A 16345-nucleotide genomic window follows, 5' to 3' on the forward strand; every position below is an offset into this window, starting at 1 on the left:
TTCAGTATATGAAGCCTGCGTACTCGGGGTCGTCTCAATGTGTCTCTTCGTCGGCAGTATCTTACCAGCCTTGTAGGGTTGAACCCTTGTTCTGTAGGCACAGTTTGTAGTTGATGCGGCGGTCGTCCATCTCCTTGCAGAAACTTTCCCGTACCCTCACCGGTAAATCGTTTGTCATTTTATTGCTGTGTTTCCCACAGTGGGACGGATCCGGTACTGGAACACTGCCGGATAAAGATACAGACTCAGACCACCACTCCATAATTTTATCAATTGTGTCTGACTACTGGATAGTTGGAATAGGATGGGTGTAGTATCGCAAGTGGCTAACGGCGGCTGGGGAGCTATTGCCGTCTACCTTTACAGCTATGCAGTGATACACTTTCAGAACCTCACCACGCCACGGGCAGGTATGGTAATCGCAGCAGCCCCCGCTCTGCTGCTTATGTTCCTAGTCTACCGGTTCAACCACAAGTTGAACGATTTCTGGGCAGGTGGCAAGCTCAAAGAGTCTACGGAAACGATTCAACGGATAACGGGCGAAAACGATAGTTATCACTCTGCATCACAGGCAGTTCAAACGACCGTCGATGAGTTTGATGAGAAAGCCTTTGGCCACCATGTCGGCATTCTATCCGGCCTCACACTAGCTGTACTCCTGCCCAGCTCAGCGTTCCTGACTTTTGGATATGTAGGGCTATTCAGCGGGTTATTTGGGGCGGTGCTGGCAGTCTGGGGACTCAGCGTGCAATCATTTAGAGAGTTGAACCGGCTTGCAAGTAACCTTTCAGTCCCATACGAAGAAAACTATGAAAATCAGTAGATTCGAAAGCGAACGGTTCGCCATCGACGAAAGCCCAACCATCAAAGAGCAATCGATCAGCGGTAAAGATCTCTTGCTATATGGCGGAAACCGGTCCGGGAAGACGCTCACCTTCAACGCCCTACTATACGGGTTATTCGGTCGGAGTGGCACATTCGGTGTTACACCTGGACAGAGTAGTACGGTCGAACTCTACTTCGATTCGGCAGACGCCATTATTCGAGATAGGAGCCACGAATACCAACACGAGGGAAACACCCTTGATGTGGAAGAGGGCGTAAGAGAGCATCTCGGGCTAGAGGAAAACATTGGACTCCAATTCGTTCCATCGAGCCCATCGAAGCAGCCACTTAGCAGACTCAGCGAAAACGAGTTGCTTGACCGAATCCGATCGGTACTCAGCAGTGAGAAACAGGAAGCAATTGAACGCCATCGGCGGGCGAAGTCTGAACTTGAGCATCTCAAAGAGATCAGGCGTCGCGGTGAAACCCAACCCGGGGTGAGAGAACTTAATGACCGTTTAGATGATCTTCCTGTCAAGGACACCCGAAACCGGATTAAAGAGATCAAGGAGCTGCTGGATCTTATCGAGAGTGGGCGAATACAGGAGATTAGCGACAGACTCCAACAGAAAGACGATGTAGCCGAGGAACTGAATCAGCTCTACGACCGCCGACGTGAGCTTAATCAGACGCTCAAAGAGAAGCGTAGAGAGCTTGGTGATGCATCTCGATACACGCAAAAAATCAACGACCTCATCATCGATGCCATCCAGGAATTCACCTGTCCTGTATGTGGGCGGTTAGTCGAGGAAGAGATCGCGCGTAACCGTCTCCCGGATCGGTGTCCACAGTGTGCCCGGCCACGGGATCTTTCTGACCTTCGAGACCGGCTGGAAGACAGAGTCTCGAAAGCAGACACACAGATTGAGACCCTAAAGGAAGAGATTGGTGATCTGGAAGAGGAATTGGCTGAGGTCAAGGCTGATATCGACGAGCTTCAGCAATCTGAGCCAGAGCTTTCCGATTTAAACGGCTTTGTAAGGACTGCTCTGGACCAAGCTGACTATGATATTGAGAAACTGCGCGAACGTACACACCGCGAGCTCCAGACGCACGAAGAACAGCTTGACGAACTGGAAGAAGAGAAAAGTATAGTTGAAGAGCAGTTAGCGGCCCGAAGACAGCTTCTGGACGAGTTTGAAGCGGCTATTCAAGTCGCTGATGAAAGGGTTGTCGAACTTGAAGAGCGCGCTTTCGATGAGGTTCGTGAGAAGTTCACTGACCGTATCTCGGAGGTGTATCAAGAGATAGCACCGGATCTAGGGACGGAAGTAGGGCTAACGCAAAGTGGAGAACTCGACTTTCCCGGCACGGGGTCTGAAGGAATCCGGTCGTATGAGCGGCTTAGCAGTGGCGAACGGAGGCTTGTCAACTTGGCCTTTGCAATCACCATGGCCGAGTTTGCCAGGGAAAACGAGGAAGTGCATGACTGGGAGGTACTGGTGCTTGACGAGCCACTCACCAATCTTGAATCCGATATCCAGGATGCTGTAGCCCGTTATCTTCGGAATACCGATATCCAGTGTATCATGACATCGCCTCTGGATCGTATTCAGTCTCACTTCCGTGATGACGAAGCGAAGATCGTTGGATTAGATAGAATTGAGACAGAGGACACGACGCTTGAGGAGTACCTATGAGCGATGAAGATCGCCAGATTCGGCTCTTACTATTGCATGAAGCGGGCGGTGAAATTGAGGGGCGTGGCAAGTACCACAAGTTGCTGGACCGGTATCGCAGGGGAGCCGAAGACACTGGAGTTGAGCACGTCGTTAAAGAGAGGGGGCCATACGATCCGGGATTATCCCGGTCGGTCCAGCGGTACCTAGACCTCGAATTAGTGGAAACCGACGAGGAGGGTGAATCACGTGATGTACGCGAAACACAGAAGGGCGAACGATATATGAGCGGGTACGAGCGAGTCCGGAGCCGATTGGATGAATCTTTCCGGAATACCGTCAAGCAGGCTAGGCAGGTGGTCGGGGAATACGGGGAGAAGAGTATGTCTCAGTTGGTCAAGGAGGAAGACGTTCAGGCTGATAAGGAACTTCCTTACGGGACGCGATTATCTGACGACGATTCTGCCGAGGAAGAGGTCTAACGGCTGAGTACCCTTGGTTGGTAATGACCACGTTCGGCTGTTGGGCAGAACTTATTATCGCTCCGTGTATGGGTTTTGACATGGCTGACCTCCCAACGCTGTTTACTGAATTTCTGTCGAACATCAGGCCGCAAGAGCACCATATTGAGGACTACAAAAGAGGTCACAAAGGGTTACGTGAGAAGCTGAAAGAGGATGAATCCGTCTCTGACATCTATGTTGCAGATTTCCTCCAAGGGAGTTACAAAAGATCAACTGCTGTCAAGCCACGGGGGGATGAGAAGTCTGACGTTGATATTGTCTTCGTAACGAACATCGAGAGGGGAACAAATCCCGGTGACGCATTAGATCAATGCGTGCCTTTTCTCCAGAATCACTACGACGATAACGAATGGGAGGAGAACGATAGGTCGTTCAAGATTGAGCGAGGCAACGTAGAGATAGACCTAGTGTTGACTGCTACTCCAACAGAGGGAGCTGAATCTGCGGTGAAAGCTATGGGAGCCTTCGAGGTGGAAGAAAACCTTGGAATCGAGAACAAATCAGTTCTCTCGGAGGCACTCGGGATGAACGGGAAAGATGGCGGTGATCAGTGGAAAGATGAACCGCTTCGTATCCCTGATCGTCGTCTTCAAAAGTGGGAGGAGACTCATCCACTGAAAACACTTGAGTTCACATCAAAAAAGAATGGCCGAACGGACGGTTATTACGTGAATGTGGTAAAAGCAATTAAGTGGTGGCGGCGAACCAAAACCCCTGACGTCGATGGTCCGTCCAGCTACCCGCTAGAACATCTCGTTGGTGAATGTTGCCCTGACACATCAGATTCCGTTGCTGAAGGTGTAACAAAAACCTTGGAAGGGATTCGGGATAATTATCGCAGCCACGCTGACCGGAACCAGTCACCTCAGCTGGCGGCCCACGGTCTCGCGCATGTGGATGTCTTTGATCGAATTGAAGGCGATGAGTTCGCTGAATTTCACTCGTCCGTGGTTGATGCTGCAGAAATAGCTAGGACTGCATATGATGAAGAAAACAAATCGAAGTCCCAGGATGGTTGGTCCAAACTATTTGGTGATGAGTTTCCCGCCTACGATGGGTCGGACTCGGACAGTGAGGGGGGGAAGGCGGTTTCATTTTCTTCCACCGAGAGTACCGAAGTTTCAGAACAAGAATTTGCGTGGAACACTAACTAATGCCCCCGGAAGATATCGAGGTAGCCATTGATTTTGTTAAGGATCTCAATAACGTAGTAATCCTTGATGAGCCTTACTTCCTAGACGACGATACCAAGTGGGTTTTAAAAATACAGCTTTGTCCTGACGACATCTGTTCTGACTCTTCAATTCCTGTGGAAACCAACTGGTTCGTTCATATTTCACCCTCGTATCCCGCTGGCGACATTACGATATATCCATCAGCCGAGAACGGCATCACCTCAACTTACGCCCATCAGCGACTAAACGTACGAGGAGATTCAAGCAATCCTTGGAGGCAGGGAAACATCTGTGTTGCAAGGTACGGGTTTTCGCTGGACCAGACCGGCGCGACAGGTGAACCAAACAGTGCAGAGAGGAGATTACCCTGGCATCTACAGAGGGCGCTTCAATGGATTAGTAAGGCTTCACACGGAGAGCTCCGAAATCCCGGTGAGCCATTTGAGGTGCCGGAATTTAATACGAAGACAGGTGATCGACCCCAAGTTGCGTTTGAAGAATCACAAGAATCCTTAGATGAGTGGCTGTGTTATGTCGGCCAATATGGCACTGTTGAGCTTCACGAGTTAGATTTATCCTCAAAAATTGTTGTGACGGGTAACTTTGAGGATGAGGATGAATGCCGGGTGACTGGCTCGGAATGGGGCGAATTCGTAGATGAACACAAGACGAACAGTCATACGGGAGCCTGGGTTTTCTTAGAAGACATTCCATTCCTTCCACCCTGGGAGCCACCGGAAACCTGGGAAGACCTTGCAGAAATCCTGAGTTCGTCTTCCATAGAGCCCTATGAGCTACTCGGCCAAATCAAGCCAGACCTTGAAGACGAATCGCTCAAGCTTCTTCTCGTTGGGTTTCCGATTCCAGAAACGGTTGATGGGGAACCGGTTGTCGTCCATTGGCAACCAATTAAAATCAAAGACTTCGAAGATCCGACGGACTATGGAGGACACCGACCTACTCAGCGAGGGAGAAAGTTTGCTGCGAAAATCGGAAATCGGGATACGGATATCCAATGGGTACAGTCGGAGAACTGGGCACATCAACAGCTATCACGCCGGGGAGCTTACCCAGATCAGTTCTGGGACAAACACGTTCTATTGATAGGTGCTGGCGCGTTGGGCAGTACAGTTGCTGAGAACTTAGTGAGATCCGGGTGCCGATATCTGACCATCGTTGACGGTGAATCGATCGAGATCGGCAACATGTCCCGCCATACTCTAACGCTTGAAAACAAAGACGAAGACAAGGCTTCTGCATTAGCTAAGCGGTTGAGAAACATATCCCCGCACGTCAAATCAGGAAGTATCGACAAAGACTTTCCACTTGATGATCCCCGGGTCGAGATGGTTGAGCGCGCAGATATCGTCATAGATTGTACTGCCTCTAGAACCGTTCGTCGAGCGCTCAGCGATCGTCAATGGAAAAATCCGGTACTGTTTTGCTCAGCATCGATGGGACGTCGTGGTAACCGTTTGTTCAACTTCACCGCGTTCTCCCATAGCTTCCCCTACGACGACTATCAAGAAGAGATGAGAATCTGGCGGCTAAAGGAGCAAATTGAATGGGATGACGAGAACGACGCTGTACCTGAACGAGTTGGTTGCTGGCACCCAGCATCGGTCATCCGAATGGACCGAGTTATGACTTGGGCTGGTACCGTCTCTCGACTTCTCAGTGAATCGCTACAGATTAGACAAGATAGATACGAATTCACGGTGTTAGAGACAAATAACGAAGATAGCCATCCTATTGTAACCAAAGCTGATAGTCCATTCTCAGATGTCAAAACATTCGAAGCCACGGAGTCCCCAGCTCAGGTGCACCTCCCACAAGAATGTTATAGTGCGATGAAGGCACGATCTCGCCGGACACATCCTTGCGAGACTGGTGGAATCATCGCCGGCACAGACATTGGGGATACTACAGCGTTAGTCGTTAATGCTAGAGATCCTCCAAGAGATTCTATTGAAAAACCTACAAGATTTCTCCGGGGAACTGAAGAAGTCAACGAGTGGTTGAAAAATGCACGAGATAGTATGGGGATCCACTATCTTGGCGAATGGCATTACCACCCTTCGGGAGAACCCTGCCCGTCAGGCAATGATATCGATTCTATGAGGTGTATTGCATCTGATGATGATTACGCATGCACAAACCCTCTGCTCTTTATTATCGGGGGAGATGAGTCAACAGGCTATACGATGAATGCATACATATTCTACCAAGACGGTGATTGGGAGGAATTAACGGCTTTTGATGGGTTTTCACCCATTAATGGAGGTGGAAAGTAATGACAGACCCACTGGGCAAGGTCTTTCTGAGTTACAAGCACCAGGACTCAGATTTGCCGGATTTGCTTGAGGAGACGCTGAAGAATCATGGGATTCCCCTCTGGCGAGATTTATCTCATCTTAGGGCCGCACCGATGCATCAGGAGTTGAAAAACGAAATACGGAAACCAGAGATTTCCGGAGCAGTCGTTCTGCTTAGTGAGAAGGTGGCGAACTCGGAAGCGATCCTTGAGATTGAGCTCCCTACTCTCCATGAACGTTGGAGAGAGGATGAAGCATTCTTTACTGTCATTGCTTTATATCCTAACCTCGGTTACACCGGTGCAAAAGAGGTGCTTGAACAGGCTGCTTCTTTGTATGATTTCTCCAATTGGCATATGGAATCATTGGATTCGTCTAGCGATGATTCTCGTAGAGAGGTCGTCAAGTCTGTTTTAAGAGAGCGATTAGACGCTATTAATGAATCAGAAGGTCCTGATGACCCGCTAGAGTGCAGCTTGGACACCTATGTTGAACCCTCTTACGAGTCCGGTTTAGCGCTAGAAATAGACTGGTCAAGCTATTTTGAACAGGGGTCACCCACTGAAAAGGAATGGAATGATTATCTGCTCCCAGTATTAGCGGACATCTTGAATCAGATAAAGCAGATTACTCCCCAACGGCGAGTTGTATTTCGTGGACAAGCTCACATACCAGCATCCTTCGCGCTTGGCTACTATACTCCGATAACCTCGTCAATACAGGCGGAATGGAAGACCACATATAGTCCAAACGACATCTGGTCGAACTATCAAGGTCAGCAAGAAAGCAGTTTAGATTATGAGCTAATGACGGAATCGGTGTCAAACACAGATTTAGCAGTACTGGTGAACATCACTGATCAAGTCCGGAATGAAGTCGCCAACACTAAACCCGATCTTCCTCCTTTCAATGGGGTACTTGAATTCACACCAGATGAAGGAACTGGGGTCCATCTTTCATCTGCAGAGGCAACTCATGCTGCGACTGTATTCCAGGAAGGAATTCGAGATGCAATTAACGAACTCCAGAATACCACGCAAATCCACTTATTTATGGCCGCTCCCACAGGACTCGCTTTCCTTTTAGGCCAACGTACAAACACCCTTCCACCGATTCAAACGTATATCCTCAACGAAAACGATCGGAAGTACGAGAAAGCAGGCAGATTAGAAATGTGAATTTCCCATTTCTAAATAGATGCCCGATATAGCATGAAACACAGTTCTCTGTATCGGCAAGACCGACACAGAATCCCTAACCCTAGGCCCTTTACGATATCTTTCAGGTACTAACTACACGATTCCTCATAGCTCAGGGTCGGGAAAGCGGAATTCGGAAATTCGGAAATGACACCCTTCCAATTATAATGCTGGCAGCCTGCGTCGACGCAACTCCATGATTACCGACGCACGGGTGCTGCAGCCAGAATTCATCCCCCGCGAGGTACAACATCGGGATGCTGAGGTCAATTACCTCTCTAGCGTCCTCGATCCCATCACGTACGGTGAACGAGCGGACCCGGCACTCCTGCACGGACCTTCCGGAGCTGGGAAAACCTGTATCGCACAGTTCCTTGTCGAACGTCTCCGCGAGGAAGTCGTTGACCTAGACTACCAGTACGTGAATTGCTGGGAAGACCATTCCCGGTTCAAAGCCCTCTACCGACTTCTAGATGGCATCGAACGCACCGTTGACGTCCACCGGCAGTCTACGCCTAAAGACGTCCTCCTCGAACGTCTCAGAGAACACGACGACACGCCGTACGTCGTCATTCTGGACGAAGTAGACCAACTGGAGGACAAGTCACTGCTGTACGACCTGTACCGTATCCCGCACCTCACGATGGTTCTCATCTCAAACGATGAGGACGATCTCTTCGTCTCCACAGATGACCGGCTCCGAAGCCGACTCACTGACTGTGAACGCATTCACTTCCGCCCCTACCACGAGTCCGAACTCGTTGCGATACTCAGCGACCGCATCCGCTGGGGACTCACCGACGATGTTATCGACACCTCTGGGCTGGAGTTGATTGCGGCGAATGCAGGCGGTGACGCGCGTGTCGCTATCGGGATTCTCCGTCGAGCTGCACGGACCGCGAGAGCAGCATCCATTGACGATATCACCGCAGAAATCATTGAGGATGAGACTCCGGAAGCGAAATCGGAAATCAAACAGCGAACCGTCGATCGGCTCACCCCACACCAAGAACTCCTCTACAACATTATCACCGAAAACGGAGAAATCACGCCGCAGGACCTCTACGACGCCTATTGTACGCGCTCTGATGATCCCAATACCAAGCGAATGGTGCGTAACTACCTCTCTAAGCTCGAACACTACAACCTCATCACCGCGGAAGGCAACACGAAAGCCCGAATCTACCAAGCACAAGCATAACACCCACTGTCCCGCCCGTTCGAAGGTACTGATTCGGAAACAACACGCGCCTCCCTATTGTCACAGGTCATCTCACTCTGTGTGTGATGAGCGATCCACCAAGAGACGCCCAGCCCAGTCCGACGCCATCGCCACCAGGTAGTGAGTCCGAGATCGAGGAAGCCCTACGCGACCGTGTTACGAACCGTGCGTTCAACGAATGGTACTCCGAACAACAGTTCCAATCCAACATCCTCGAAGGGAAGGCGTACTTCAACGGCCCATCGCCATCGAAAGACCCGGAGCAGCACACCCCGAGTAAACTGCTGCAGTGCCATCGAAAGGCCACCTATTCCCGGCAGAACGCCCCACGAGAAGGCACTCAGCCAGAGGGCCTGTTCTGGTTCGGTACCGAATTTGAAGAACAGGTCGTAGTCCCGTTCCTCCAGTCTATCACGACCCCAGATACGTACGTTACGAACTCAGTATGGACCGATACGGAACTCGTTCGTGACGGGACGTCACTCCGTGTGCGCGGGGCGACTGACCCTGCGATTGTCACGGCTGACGCCGACCCGCTGCTCGTCACCGAAATCAAGACCACCACATCACTCGACCATCTCTCCGCGCCGAAGCCACATCACCGCGCGCAGCTACACGCGTACCTGCATGCGCTAAACACCGAGCATGACCACGATGTGATGAGTGGCCTCATCGTGTACGGGTCGCGGGAGACACTGAATATCAAAGCGTTCAGCGTTGACTTCGATCCGGCCTTTTGGGATGACGTTGTGACATGGATGGATGACCAGACCGCCTACGAACAGGCAGGCGAGCTCCCACCGGCATCACCGGAGCGCGACTGGGAGTGTAACTACTGCTCGTTCAAACACCGCTGCGGCCAAGCCGACACACCGTACACTGACATCGGCGTGGACGGGCTGCTCCCCGTGTTTGACGGGTACGACCGAGAGAAACTGCAACAGTACCTCGACGGCCACGCGGACCGTGAGGCACGTCTCACTCCGACTCTTGCACATGTCTACCCAGGCCTGTCCCAGGAATACGACGTGTACGACTGGTCATGTGCCGCGTGCAATACGACCTACGCGTGGGATGAAGTCGAGACAGCCGACGACTCATCTGATCCACCGTATTGCCCCTGCTCTGCTGATGACGGCGATATTACTCCATTGAGCGGCCCAGAACCCCACCAACAACTCGGCAAGTGATTTTACGCGGAACCGGCGGTACTGCTAATCCTCTCGATTATCTTCATCCGGTGATTCACCCCACGTTTCAACCTTCCCTCGGTCATCATCCTCTTCAACAGAATCACCGCTTTTCTCGTCAGAATCTGACTTATTCGAGGAGGTATTCGCCCTCTTCGTGACGTCCAGCCCAAGTTCTGCACGAAGTTCCTCCCGTTCCTCCGCTTCTGTCGAAGAGTCTGACCGCATCCAGAAGTCAGACTGCCGGTACTCCTCATGCAGGCCTTCTTCACGGATGAGTCCTCTCACCTCAGGGAGGGCATCTTCAAGCTCTTGCTCACGGGCTAGGTAGGAATTGTAGACTCTGTCTAGACCTATGACTCTCAAGAGCGATTGGACGGATTTTCCCCGCTCGGTCAGTTGGTATGGTTGCGACCGTGGGTGATCATCAGCCGTGATAGTTTTTTCCTCGATCAGGCCGGCAGCGATGGCATCTGAGAGCCGGTCTCGAACTGTGTCCTCGGATGCACCAGTGCGGTCCCTCAATTCCTTCACAATGTTGCCGTCCTTCCGGTCAATACATGCGATGAGCCCGATCGCTTCTTTGTTATCGAAGACGTCTGGAACCGATTGGTCGCGGTCGTCGTTAGTCATGGTTTGGTGTTCGCTCCCCAAAGCGTACTTTCCGCTTTGGTGAACTCTCGCTATCCGGGGTTCCCGTGTAGCCGGATACCGGTATAGCAGGCGATTCTGCCGCACTGTTTATTAATAGTTTTCCGGAACTTCCGTAAAGCGTACTTTCTGCTTCGCGGGAAGTACGCCTTGGGTACTCCCTGATTTCCGGTGGTTCTCCAACAAATAAATCGGCACGCTGGCAGTTCTTATCGCCCTGCACCGGCGTTTCGGAAATAGCACGCGCGAGCATAACCTGGTTGCCAGCGACATCTCGCGTACCTCGAACCCAAGCGGACCAACCATGGCATCAGAATCCTCAACCCCGCCAAAGCAGGAGATCGCCGTCTCCATCAAGAAGCAGGTTGAGGCACTCGCAGATCTCCACGATAACATTACGCGGATCATCGCTAATCTCGAAATCAAATGCCACTGGTTCGAAGGGTACGAACACTCCGGTAAAGCAGACTTCAACCGGGAAGGGATGGTCAAAACCTTCCTCTACATGCACACCAAGGGGTTCAATGAGACCGAAACAGCCCGCCGAATGGCAGGCGCGGCGTTCATCTATGTCCGGTTCGACTTCGATCATCCACCAACGAAGCAAGTCATCAATTACAACAAGAGAAACCGATTCACGCTAGCTGAACGGGAGGTCTTGGAAAGCGCGGGTGCGTTGATTCACCACATCTGTGCGGAACACGACAACGTCCAGACCGACACCTCGGTCGAACCAGCACTCGAACCCGACGATATCGAAGGCACCGACATCGAGGAAGTACAGATCATGGACGCTGTTGAACGAGCGTCCGATCTCGGGTTCTCCGGTTTCACTGCCGACCGACCGAGTAACACCAAGTACGCGTTAGAGTGCTATCTCGAACGGCAAGGGTATCTGAACATGGCGAACGCCGGTGCAACCACGCCGCGGCGTCGATTCGCCCGACTGAGCGACCGAGATGAAGTGCCGCATGGGTCCTCGCACAACCGGACGATCAAGAAAATTGCAGACCCGGACTCCCAACTCACGTTCGACGAGTTCGTAGACGGCGGTCGAATCCCGGACTGGGAACGCATCCGCGATGAAACGCTCGACGCGTTCCACACCGGTGTGGAGCGTATACTGGACGAGATCCAGTCGGACAAGCACGGGGAAACTGGAATTCGAGAACCGGTCAACGCGGCGTTGGACATTGTGACGTGGAACTTCTGGCCGTCACCGTTCAAGAAGCGGGTAGACGCGGCCCCTGGTGAACAGCCAGTCACGTACGAGACCAGCTCCGGGAGCACCCGGACGAAGTATCTCAAAGATGACTACCCGGTGATGGCGTCCGGGTTCAAAGAGAGCCACGAACGCGGGTACAAGTTCGCCACGCTCACCATCGTGGCTGAGAACACGCCGATCGTTCTGGCGATTGAACCCGTCCGTGACGCCCGCGCGTGGGAAGACAGCGAGGATGTAGGTCGAACATCGTGGATCGGCTCTTAGAACAGGCTCAACAGCACGTGGACATTAACAAAGTGTTCGCTGATCGGGAGTTCGATGCGCAGGGCGTCCGGCACGTGATCGATCAGCGCGACCTGTACTACGTCATCGGGAAGCGAAAGCAGTCCGCTGAGGATAAGGAGAACGTCGAAGAGGTGGAGGAAGACCCGGCGATTGATGTGCGGGTCGAGTATGCATCGCTCACCGTTGATGGGGACACCCACGACCTGAGCATCATGTACGTCCCGAAGGACGCCGCTATTGAGAACGAAGAAGACGACGCCGATGATGACGAGGATGAGTACGCGATCTTCACGACTAACTACAGGGTTGAGCCTGACCGTGCGAATGGGCTCGCTGAACAGTATCGTGATAGGTGGACGATTGAGAACCAATACAAGTCCATCCAAGAACACTTCCTGCCAACGTCAGCGTCGAAGGATTACCGTGTTCGGTTCCTGTACTTCACGATCGGCGTGTTGATGCACAACGTGTGGCGGTTAACGAACTTCCTGCTCCGCGATGAAGTGGATGTGGACTTAGGAGAGAAACCGCCGTTGCGTGCTGGGGAGATCGTCGAGCTGGTCGCGTTCTGCCTGTTCGACCCTGGCGGCTGACGCGGACCTCATTCTCGGTGTTTGCGTGAACTGGTCAGCGGCGGCGTTCTCATTTTCACCGTGATTTTCCGGTTTGGAAACAGTGTAATTCCGAATTCGCACGGTACGATCTCGCCGATCATCAGAACTGGACTCGACTAGGTTCTTTCAGCTCCGGGAAGCGTCGGCAACAGCGGTTTTCACTTGACAAACGCGCCAAACAGTCAACCTCTGACAGAACAGCCACTGGCCGTCACGGCGAGAGGGTTGGTAGGCCCGGTGTTCGTGGCGTAGGAGGACCACTGGAATGGTCTCGACCACATAGCGGAACGTGAAACGAGAAAGACGGAACGAACGGTGATGCCGTTCCGGACTCAGGCTACTGCCGCGGGTCGTACGACAACGCGTCCTCGAACGCCGCCACGTCGTTTCCCGCAGTGTGGGCGTTTACTTTCGCGGCCGCCGGCGACTCGCGTATCTCGTCGTCGTCGTATCCGGCCTCCTCGAACGGGGAGAACAAACTGGGCGTACTGCTCAGGTGGAACTTCTGATGGTAGTCCTCCGCGAGGTGGAAGCCACTGAGACGTTCGACCCGGGTATCGACCGCGTCCTCCGGCCAGTCGCTCTCGCGCAGGTGCGTCTCGACCGCGTCTCGCTCCGCGTCCGACCCGTAAAACACGACGTTCTGATACTGACGCTTGCGAGGCTGGCTCCGCGGGTCGTGGTTTTCGAACGCGATCGCGACGAGGTCCGAGTAGTCGAGTTCGGTCGAGTCGTAGTCGACTTGCACCGCTTCGGAGTGGTCGCCAAGGGCGTGGTACGTCGGATCCGCCTTCGTCCCGCCGGCGTAGCCGACTCGCGTTCGGACGACGCCGTCTACCGCGCCGAACGTCGCGTCGGGTCCCCAGAAACACCCCAGAGCGAACGTCGCCGTCTCCGTCTCGTTCGCGGTCGGCGCGCGCTCGTCGTACTCGGTGATACGTGACGGGTACAGGCTCATCGAGTTACGGTTCGGCCTCTACCTTGTCGCCGAACTTCTCTCGGACTTTCTTCACCTTCGGTTCGGCGTAGTAGCCGCAGTAGCGGTCGTTCGGGTTCTTGTCGTAGTAGTCCTGGTGTTTCTCCTCGGCCTCGTAGAACGTGTCGAGCGCTTCGACTTCGGTGACGATATCGTCGTCGTACGCGCCTTCCTCCTCGAGTTCCACGAGGAACCGCTCCACCTGCTCTCGCTGTTCGTCGTCGTGGGCGAGAACGATAGAGCGGTACTGCGTCCCTACGTCCGGACCCTGCTTGTTCAGTTGCGTCGGGTCGTGGATGGTGAAAAACACCTCCAGGAGGTCCGGATACGTGATGTCGTCGGTGTCGTACTCGACCTGTACGACCTCCGCGTGACCGGTATCGCCGCTGCACACCTGACGGTAGGTCGGGTCCGCAACGTCGCCGCCGGCGTACCCCGACGTGACCGATTCGACGCCGTCGAGTTCCTTGAACGCGGCCTCGACGCACCAGAAGCAACCGCCGCCGAACGTTGCGCGCTTTGTCGTCATACGCGTCAGTAGGGGGTCCCGAGACATTCTTCTGTCGGTCGTGGACTGGTAACGGTCTGTCCGCCGAGGTGTCCCGGCTCGAACCGTCGGCAGGCGGGCGGAACGGTTTTGTGTCGTCCGGGTCATTCCGAAGCAGTGACCCGTCGCCTCGGATACCTGTCTCTCGGAGCGGCTCTCGTCGTCGCTATCCTGAGCGTCGCCGCCCGGACCGCCGCGGTGGAATGGCCGGGGGTCGTCGGCATTCCGACGACTCTCGTCGTCGTGAAACTGCTGACCGCCGCGGCCGTCGCCCTCGGCGCCCACGGTCTGTATCTCGTCGTCGTCGACACCGTCGAACGTCGGTCCCGGAGCAAGCGCCGCCTACACGACCTTCGGAACGTCCTCCGATTAGCGTTCGGTGCAGCGGCGCTGGTCGGCGTGTTCGGCGCGCTGACGGAGCAGTGGCTCGGTGTGCTGTTCTCGCTCGGGGTCGTCGGCTTCGCGGTGACGTTCGCGCTTCAGCAGCCGTTGTTCTCGCTGCTCGGCTGGGTGTACATCCTCGTGAAGCGCCCCTATCAGGTGGGGGACCGCGTGCGCATCGAGAGCGCAAAGGGCGACGTCATCGACGTGGACTTCCTCGTCACGACGCTGTGGGAGATAAACGGCGAACTCGTCTCCTCGAACCAGCCGTCGGGACGCATCGTCACGGTACCGAACAGCGTCGTTCTCTCCTCGGAGGTGTTCAACTACTCCTGGGACGAGTTTCCCTTCGTCTGGAACGAGATATCGATCCAGGTGGCCTACGAGACCGACCTCGCGTTCGCTCGGAGCGAGATGGTCGACGTTGCCGACGAACTCCTCGGCGACGAGATGCGGCGGAACGTCGAACGGTACCGCGAGGTACTCGCCGAGACGGCCGTCGAGATGGAGGTTCAGGACCGACCGACCGTCAACGTCGTTCAGGGGGAATCGTGGGTCGAACTCCGCTTACGATATCTGACCCATCCGCGCCGCGGCCAGCGCGTGAAAAACGAACTGTACGAGCGCATTCTCGAACGGTTTAACGACCATCCCGACCGGGTTGCGTTCCCGGTCAGCCGGAACCGCTGACGGTGGTGCCGCGGTGAGCGAACCGAAACGACGTAATTCGCTGTCCCGGCCCCGATTCGCGGAATGCCGAGAACCCAACGGTTACGGAGATGACCGTGCACTGTAGGTCATGGACATTCTCTCCGAGAAGGCGGCTCGGTTCGTCCGCGCCGCCGCGCCCGAACCCGACGAAGTACAGGCGGAGATGGCCGCGTACGCCGAGGAACACGGGTTTCCTACTGTGGGTCACGAGGTCGGTGCGACACTGCGTCTCCTCGCGCGGATGGCCGACGCCCGCAGGGTGTTCGAGTTCGGTTCCGGCTACGGCTACTCCGCGTACTGGTTCGCCGAGGCGCTCCCCGAGGACGGGGAGGTAGTCCTCACCGAACACGACGAGGACGAACTCGATATGGCGCGGGAGAACATGTCCCGGGGCGGGTTCGACGACCTGGCGAAATACGAAGGCGGCGACGCGCTCGACGCGATAGAACGCTACGACGGCCCCTTCGACGTGGTGCTGATCGACCACCAGAAACACCGCTACCGAGAGGCGTTCGAGGCAGTCCGAGCAAAAGTCCCGCCCGGCGGGGTGATCGTCGCCGACAACGCGATGAAAGCCGGCATCATCCAGACGGAGAAACTGCTCGCGCTCCTCGAAGGCGACGACCCCGACGACGTGAACGAAAACACGCGAGGGATCGCGGAGTACCTCCATCGAGTCCGACGGGACGACGATTTCGAAACGGTCGTGCTTCCGCTGGGCGAGGGGATAGCCGTGAGTTATCGGACCGCCTGACGCCGTCAGAAACCTGTTTCAGCTATAGTAGTCACTGAAACGATTTACACGTTGATCGCATTGCCGTCGTGC

15 protein-coding genes are annotated in these 16345 nt (G+C 54.3%); 12 read left to right on the forward strand and 3 right to left on the reverse strand.

All coding sequences use genetic code 11. The annotated features are described in order from the left end of the window. The first annotated feature begins 322 nt into the window (after positions 1 to 322). The 8 genes from EYW42_RS11610 (at position 323) to EYW42_RS11645 (ending at position 10129) form a co-directional block, all read left to right on the forward strand. A complete protein-coding gene (locus EYW42_RS11610) occupies positions 323 to 823 on the forward strand; it encodes a hypothetical protein (RefSeq protein ID WP_135535461.1) in 501 nt (166 codons plus the stop codon). Then, the gene (locus tag EYW42_RS11615) at positions 810 to 2525 is read left to right on the forward strand and encodes an AAA family ATPase (RefSeq protein ID WP_135535462.1); all 1716 of its coding nucleotides are present in this window, start codon (positions 810 to 812) and stop codon (positions 2523 to 2525) included. Before EYW42_RS11610 ends, EYW42_RS11615 begins: the two co-directional genes overlap by 14 nt. Continuing rightward, positions 2522 to 2986, forward strand: a complete 465-nt coding sequence (locus tag EYW42_RS11620) for a hypothetical protein (protein WP_135535463.1) — start codon at positions 2522 to 2524, stop codon at positions 2984 to 2986. The genes EYW42_RS11615 and EYW42_RS11620 overlap by 4 nt, the downstream gene beginning before the upstream one ends. Before the next feature lie 80 nt (positions 2987 to 3066). Further along, positions 3067 to 4182, forward strand: coding sequence for an SMODS domain-containing nucleotidyltransferase (locus tag EYW42_RS11625; protein WP_135535464.1), 1116 nt, complete (start codon positions 3067 to 3069; stop codon positions 4180 to 4182). Continuing rightward, positions 4182 to 6497 carry a ThiF family adenylyltransferase gene (locus tag EYW42_RS11630; protein WP_135535465.1) on the forward strand — a complete coding sequence of 772 codons (2316 nt, stop codon included), beginning with the start codon at positions 4182 to 4184 and terminating at the stop codon, positions 6495 to 6497. The genes EYW42_RS11625 and EYW42_RS11630 overlap by 1 nt, the downstream gene beginning before the upstream one ends. After that, entirely contained in the window at positions 6497 to 7696 is a 1200-nt protein-coding gene (locus EYW42_RS11635) for an SAVED domain-containing protein (protein ID WP_135535466.1), read from the forward strand. The genes EYW42_RS11630 and EYW42_RS11635 overlap by 1 nt, the downstream gene beginning before the upstream one ends. Before the next feature lie 217 nt (positions 7697 to 7913). Continuing rightward, on the forward strand, positions 7914 to 8918 hold the full coding sequence (locus EYW42_RS11640) for a Cdc6/Cdc18 family protein (protein WP_135535467.1): 1005 nt from the start codon (positions 7914 to 7916) through the stop codon (positions 8916 to 8918). An 86-nt stretch (positions 8919 to 9004) separates the two neighbouring features. Next, entirely contained in the window at positions 9005 to 10129 is a 1125-nt protein-coding gene (locus tag EYW42_RS11645) for a CRISPR-associated protein Cas4 (protein ID WP_135535622.1), read from the forward strand. A 24-nt stretch (positions 10130 to 10153) separates the two neighbouring features. On the opposite strand, the gene EYW42_RS11650 is transcribed toward EYW42_RS11645, so the two are convergent. After that, on the reverse strand, positions 10154 to 10762 hold the full coding sequence (locus tag EYW42_RS11650) for a hypothetical protein (protein ID WP_135535468.1): 609 nt from the start codon (positions 10760 to 10762) through the stop codon (positions 10154 to 10156). Between the two features lie 322 nt (positions 10763 to 11084). On the opposite strand from EYW42_RS11650, the gene EYW42_RS20120 reads away from it, so the two are divergent. After that, positions 11085 to 12269, forward strand: a complete 1185-nt coding sequence (locus tag EYW42_RS20120; protein ID WP_237561315.1) for a hypothetical protein — start codon at positions 11085 to 11087, stop codon at positions 12267 to 12269. Next, on the forward strand, positions 12254 to 12883 hold the full coding sequence (locus EYW42_RS20125) for a transposase (protein WP_237561316.1): 630 nt from the start codon (positions 12254 to 12256) through the stop codon (positions 12881 to 12883). The genes EYW42_RS20120 and EYW42_RS20125 overlap by 16 nt, the downstream gene beginning before the upstream one ends. 358 nt (positions 12884 to 13241) lie before the next feature. Here EYW42_RS20125 and EYW42_RS11660 read toward each other — a convergent pair whose 3' ends face one another. Together EYW42_RS11660 and msrA are read right to left on the reverse strand one after the other, a co-directional pair. Then, positions 13242 to 13862: a peptide-methionine (S)-S-oxide reductase MsrA gene (locus EYW42_RS11660; RefSeq protein ID WP_135535469.1), complete on the reverse strand. Its 621-nt coding sequence runs from the start codon at positions 13860 to 13862 to the stop codon at positions 13242 to 13244. Positions 13863 to 13866: 4 nt separating this feature from the next. Next, positions 13867 to 14409, reverse strand: a complete 543-nt coding sequence (gene msrA / locus EYW42_RS11665; RefSeq protein WP_135535470.1) for a peptide-methionine (S)-S-oxide reductase MsrA — start codon at positions 14407 to 14409, stop codon at positions 13867 to 13869. A gap of 135 nt (positions 14410 to 14544) precedes the next feature. Here msrA and EYW42_RS11670 point away from each other — a divergent pair, with 135 nt between their 5' ends. Together EYW42_RS11670 and EYW42_RS11675 are read left to right on the forward strand one after the other, a co-directional pair. Continuing rightward, a complete protein-coding gene (locus tag EYW42_RS11670; RefSeq protein WP_135535471.1) occupies positions 14545 to 15498 on the forward strand; it encodes a mechanosensitive ion channel family protein in 954 nt (317 codons plus the stop codon). Between the two features lie 109 nt (positions 15499 to 15607). Continuing rightward, complete coding sequence (locus EYW42_RS11675) at positions 15608 to 16273, forward strand: O-methyltransferase (RefSeq protein ID WP_135535472.1); 666 nt, start codon at positions 15608 to 15610, stop codon at positions 16271 to 16273. The last annotated feature ends 72 nt before the right edge of the window (positions 16274 to 16345 follow it).

It is taken from the genome of Halostella pelagica (assembly GCF_004762015.1).
GTDB lineage: Archaea > Halobacteriota > Halobacteria > Halobacteriales > Natronoarchaeaceae > Halostella > Halostella pelagica.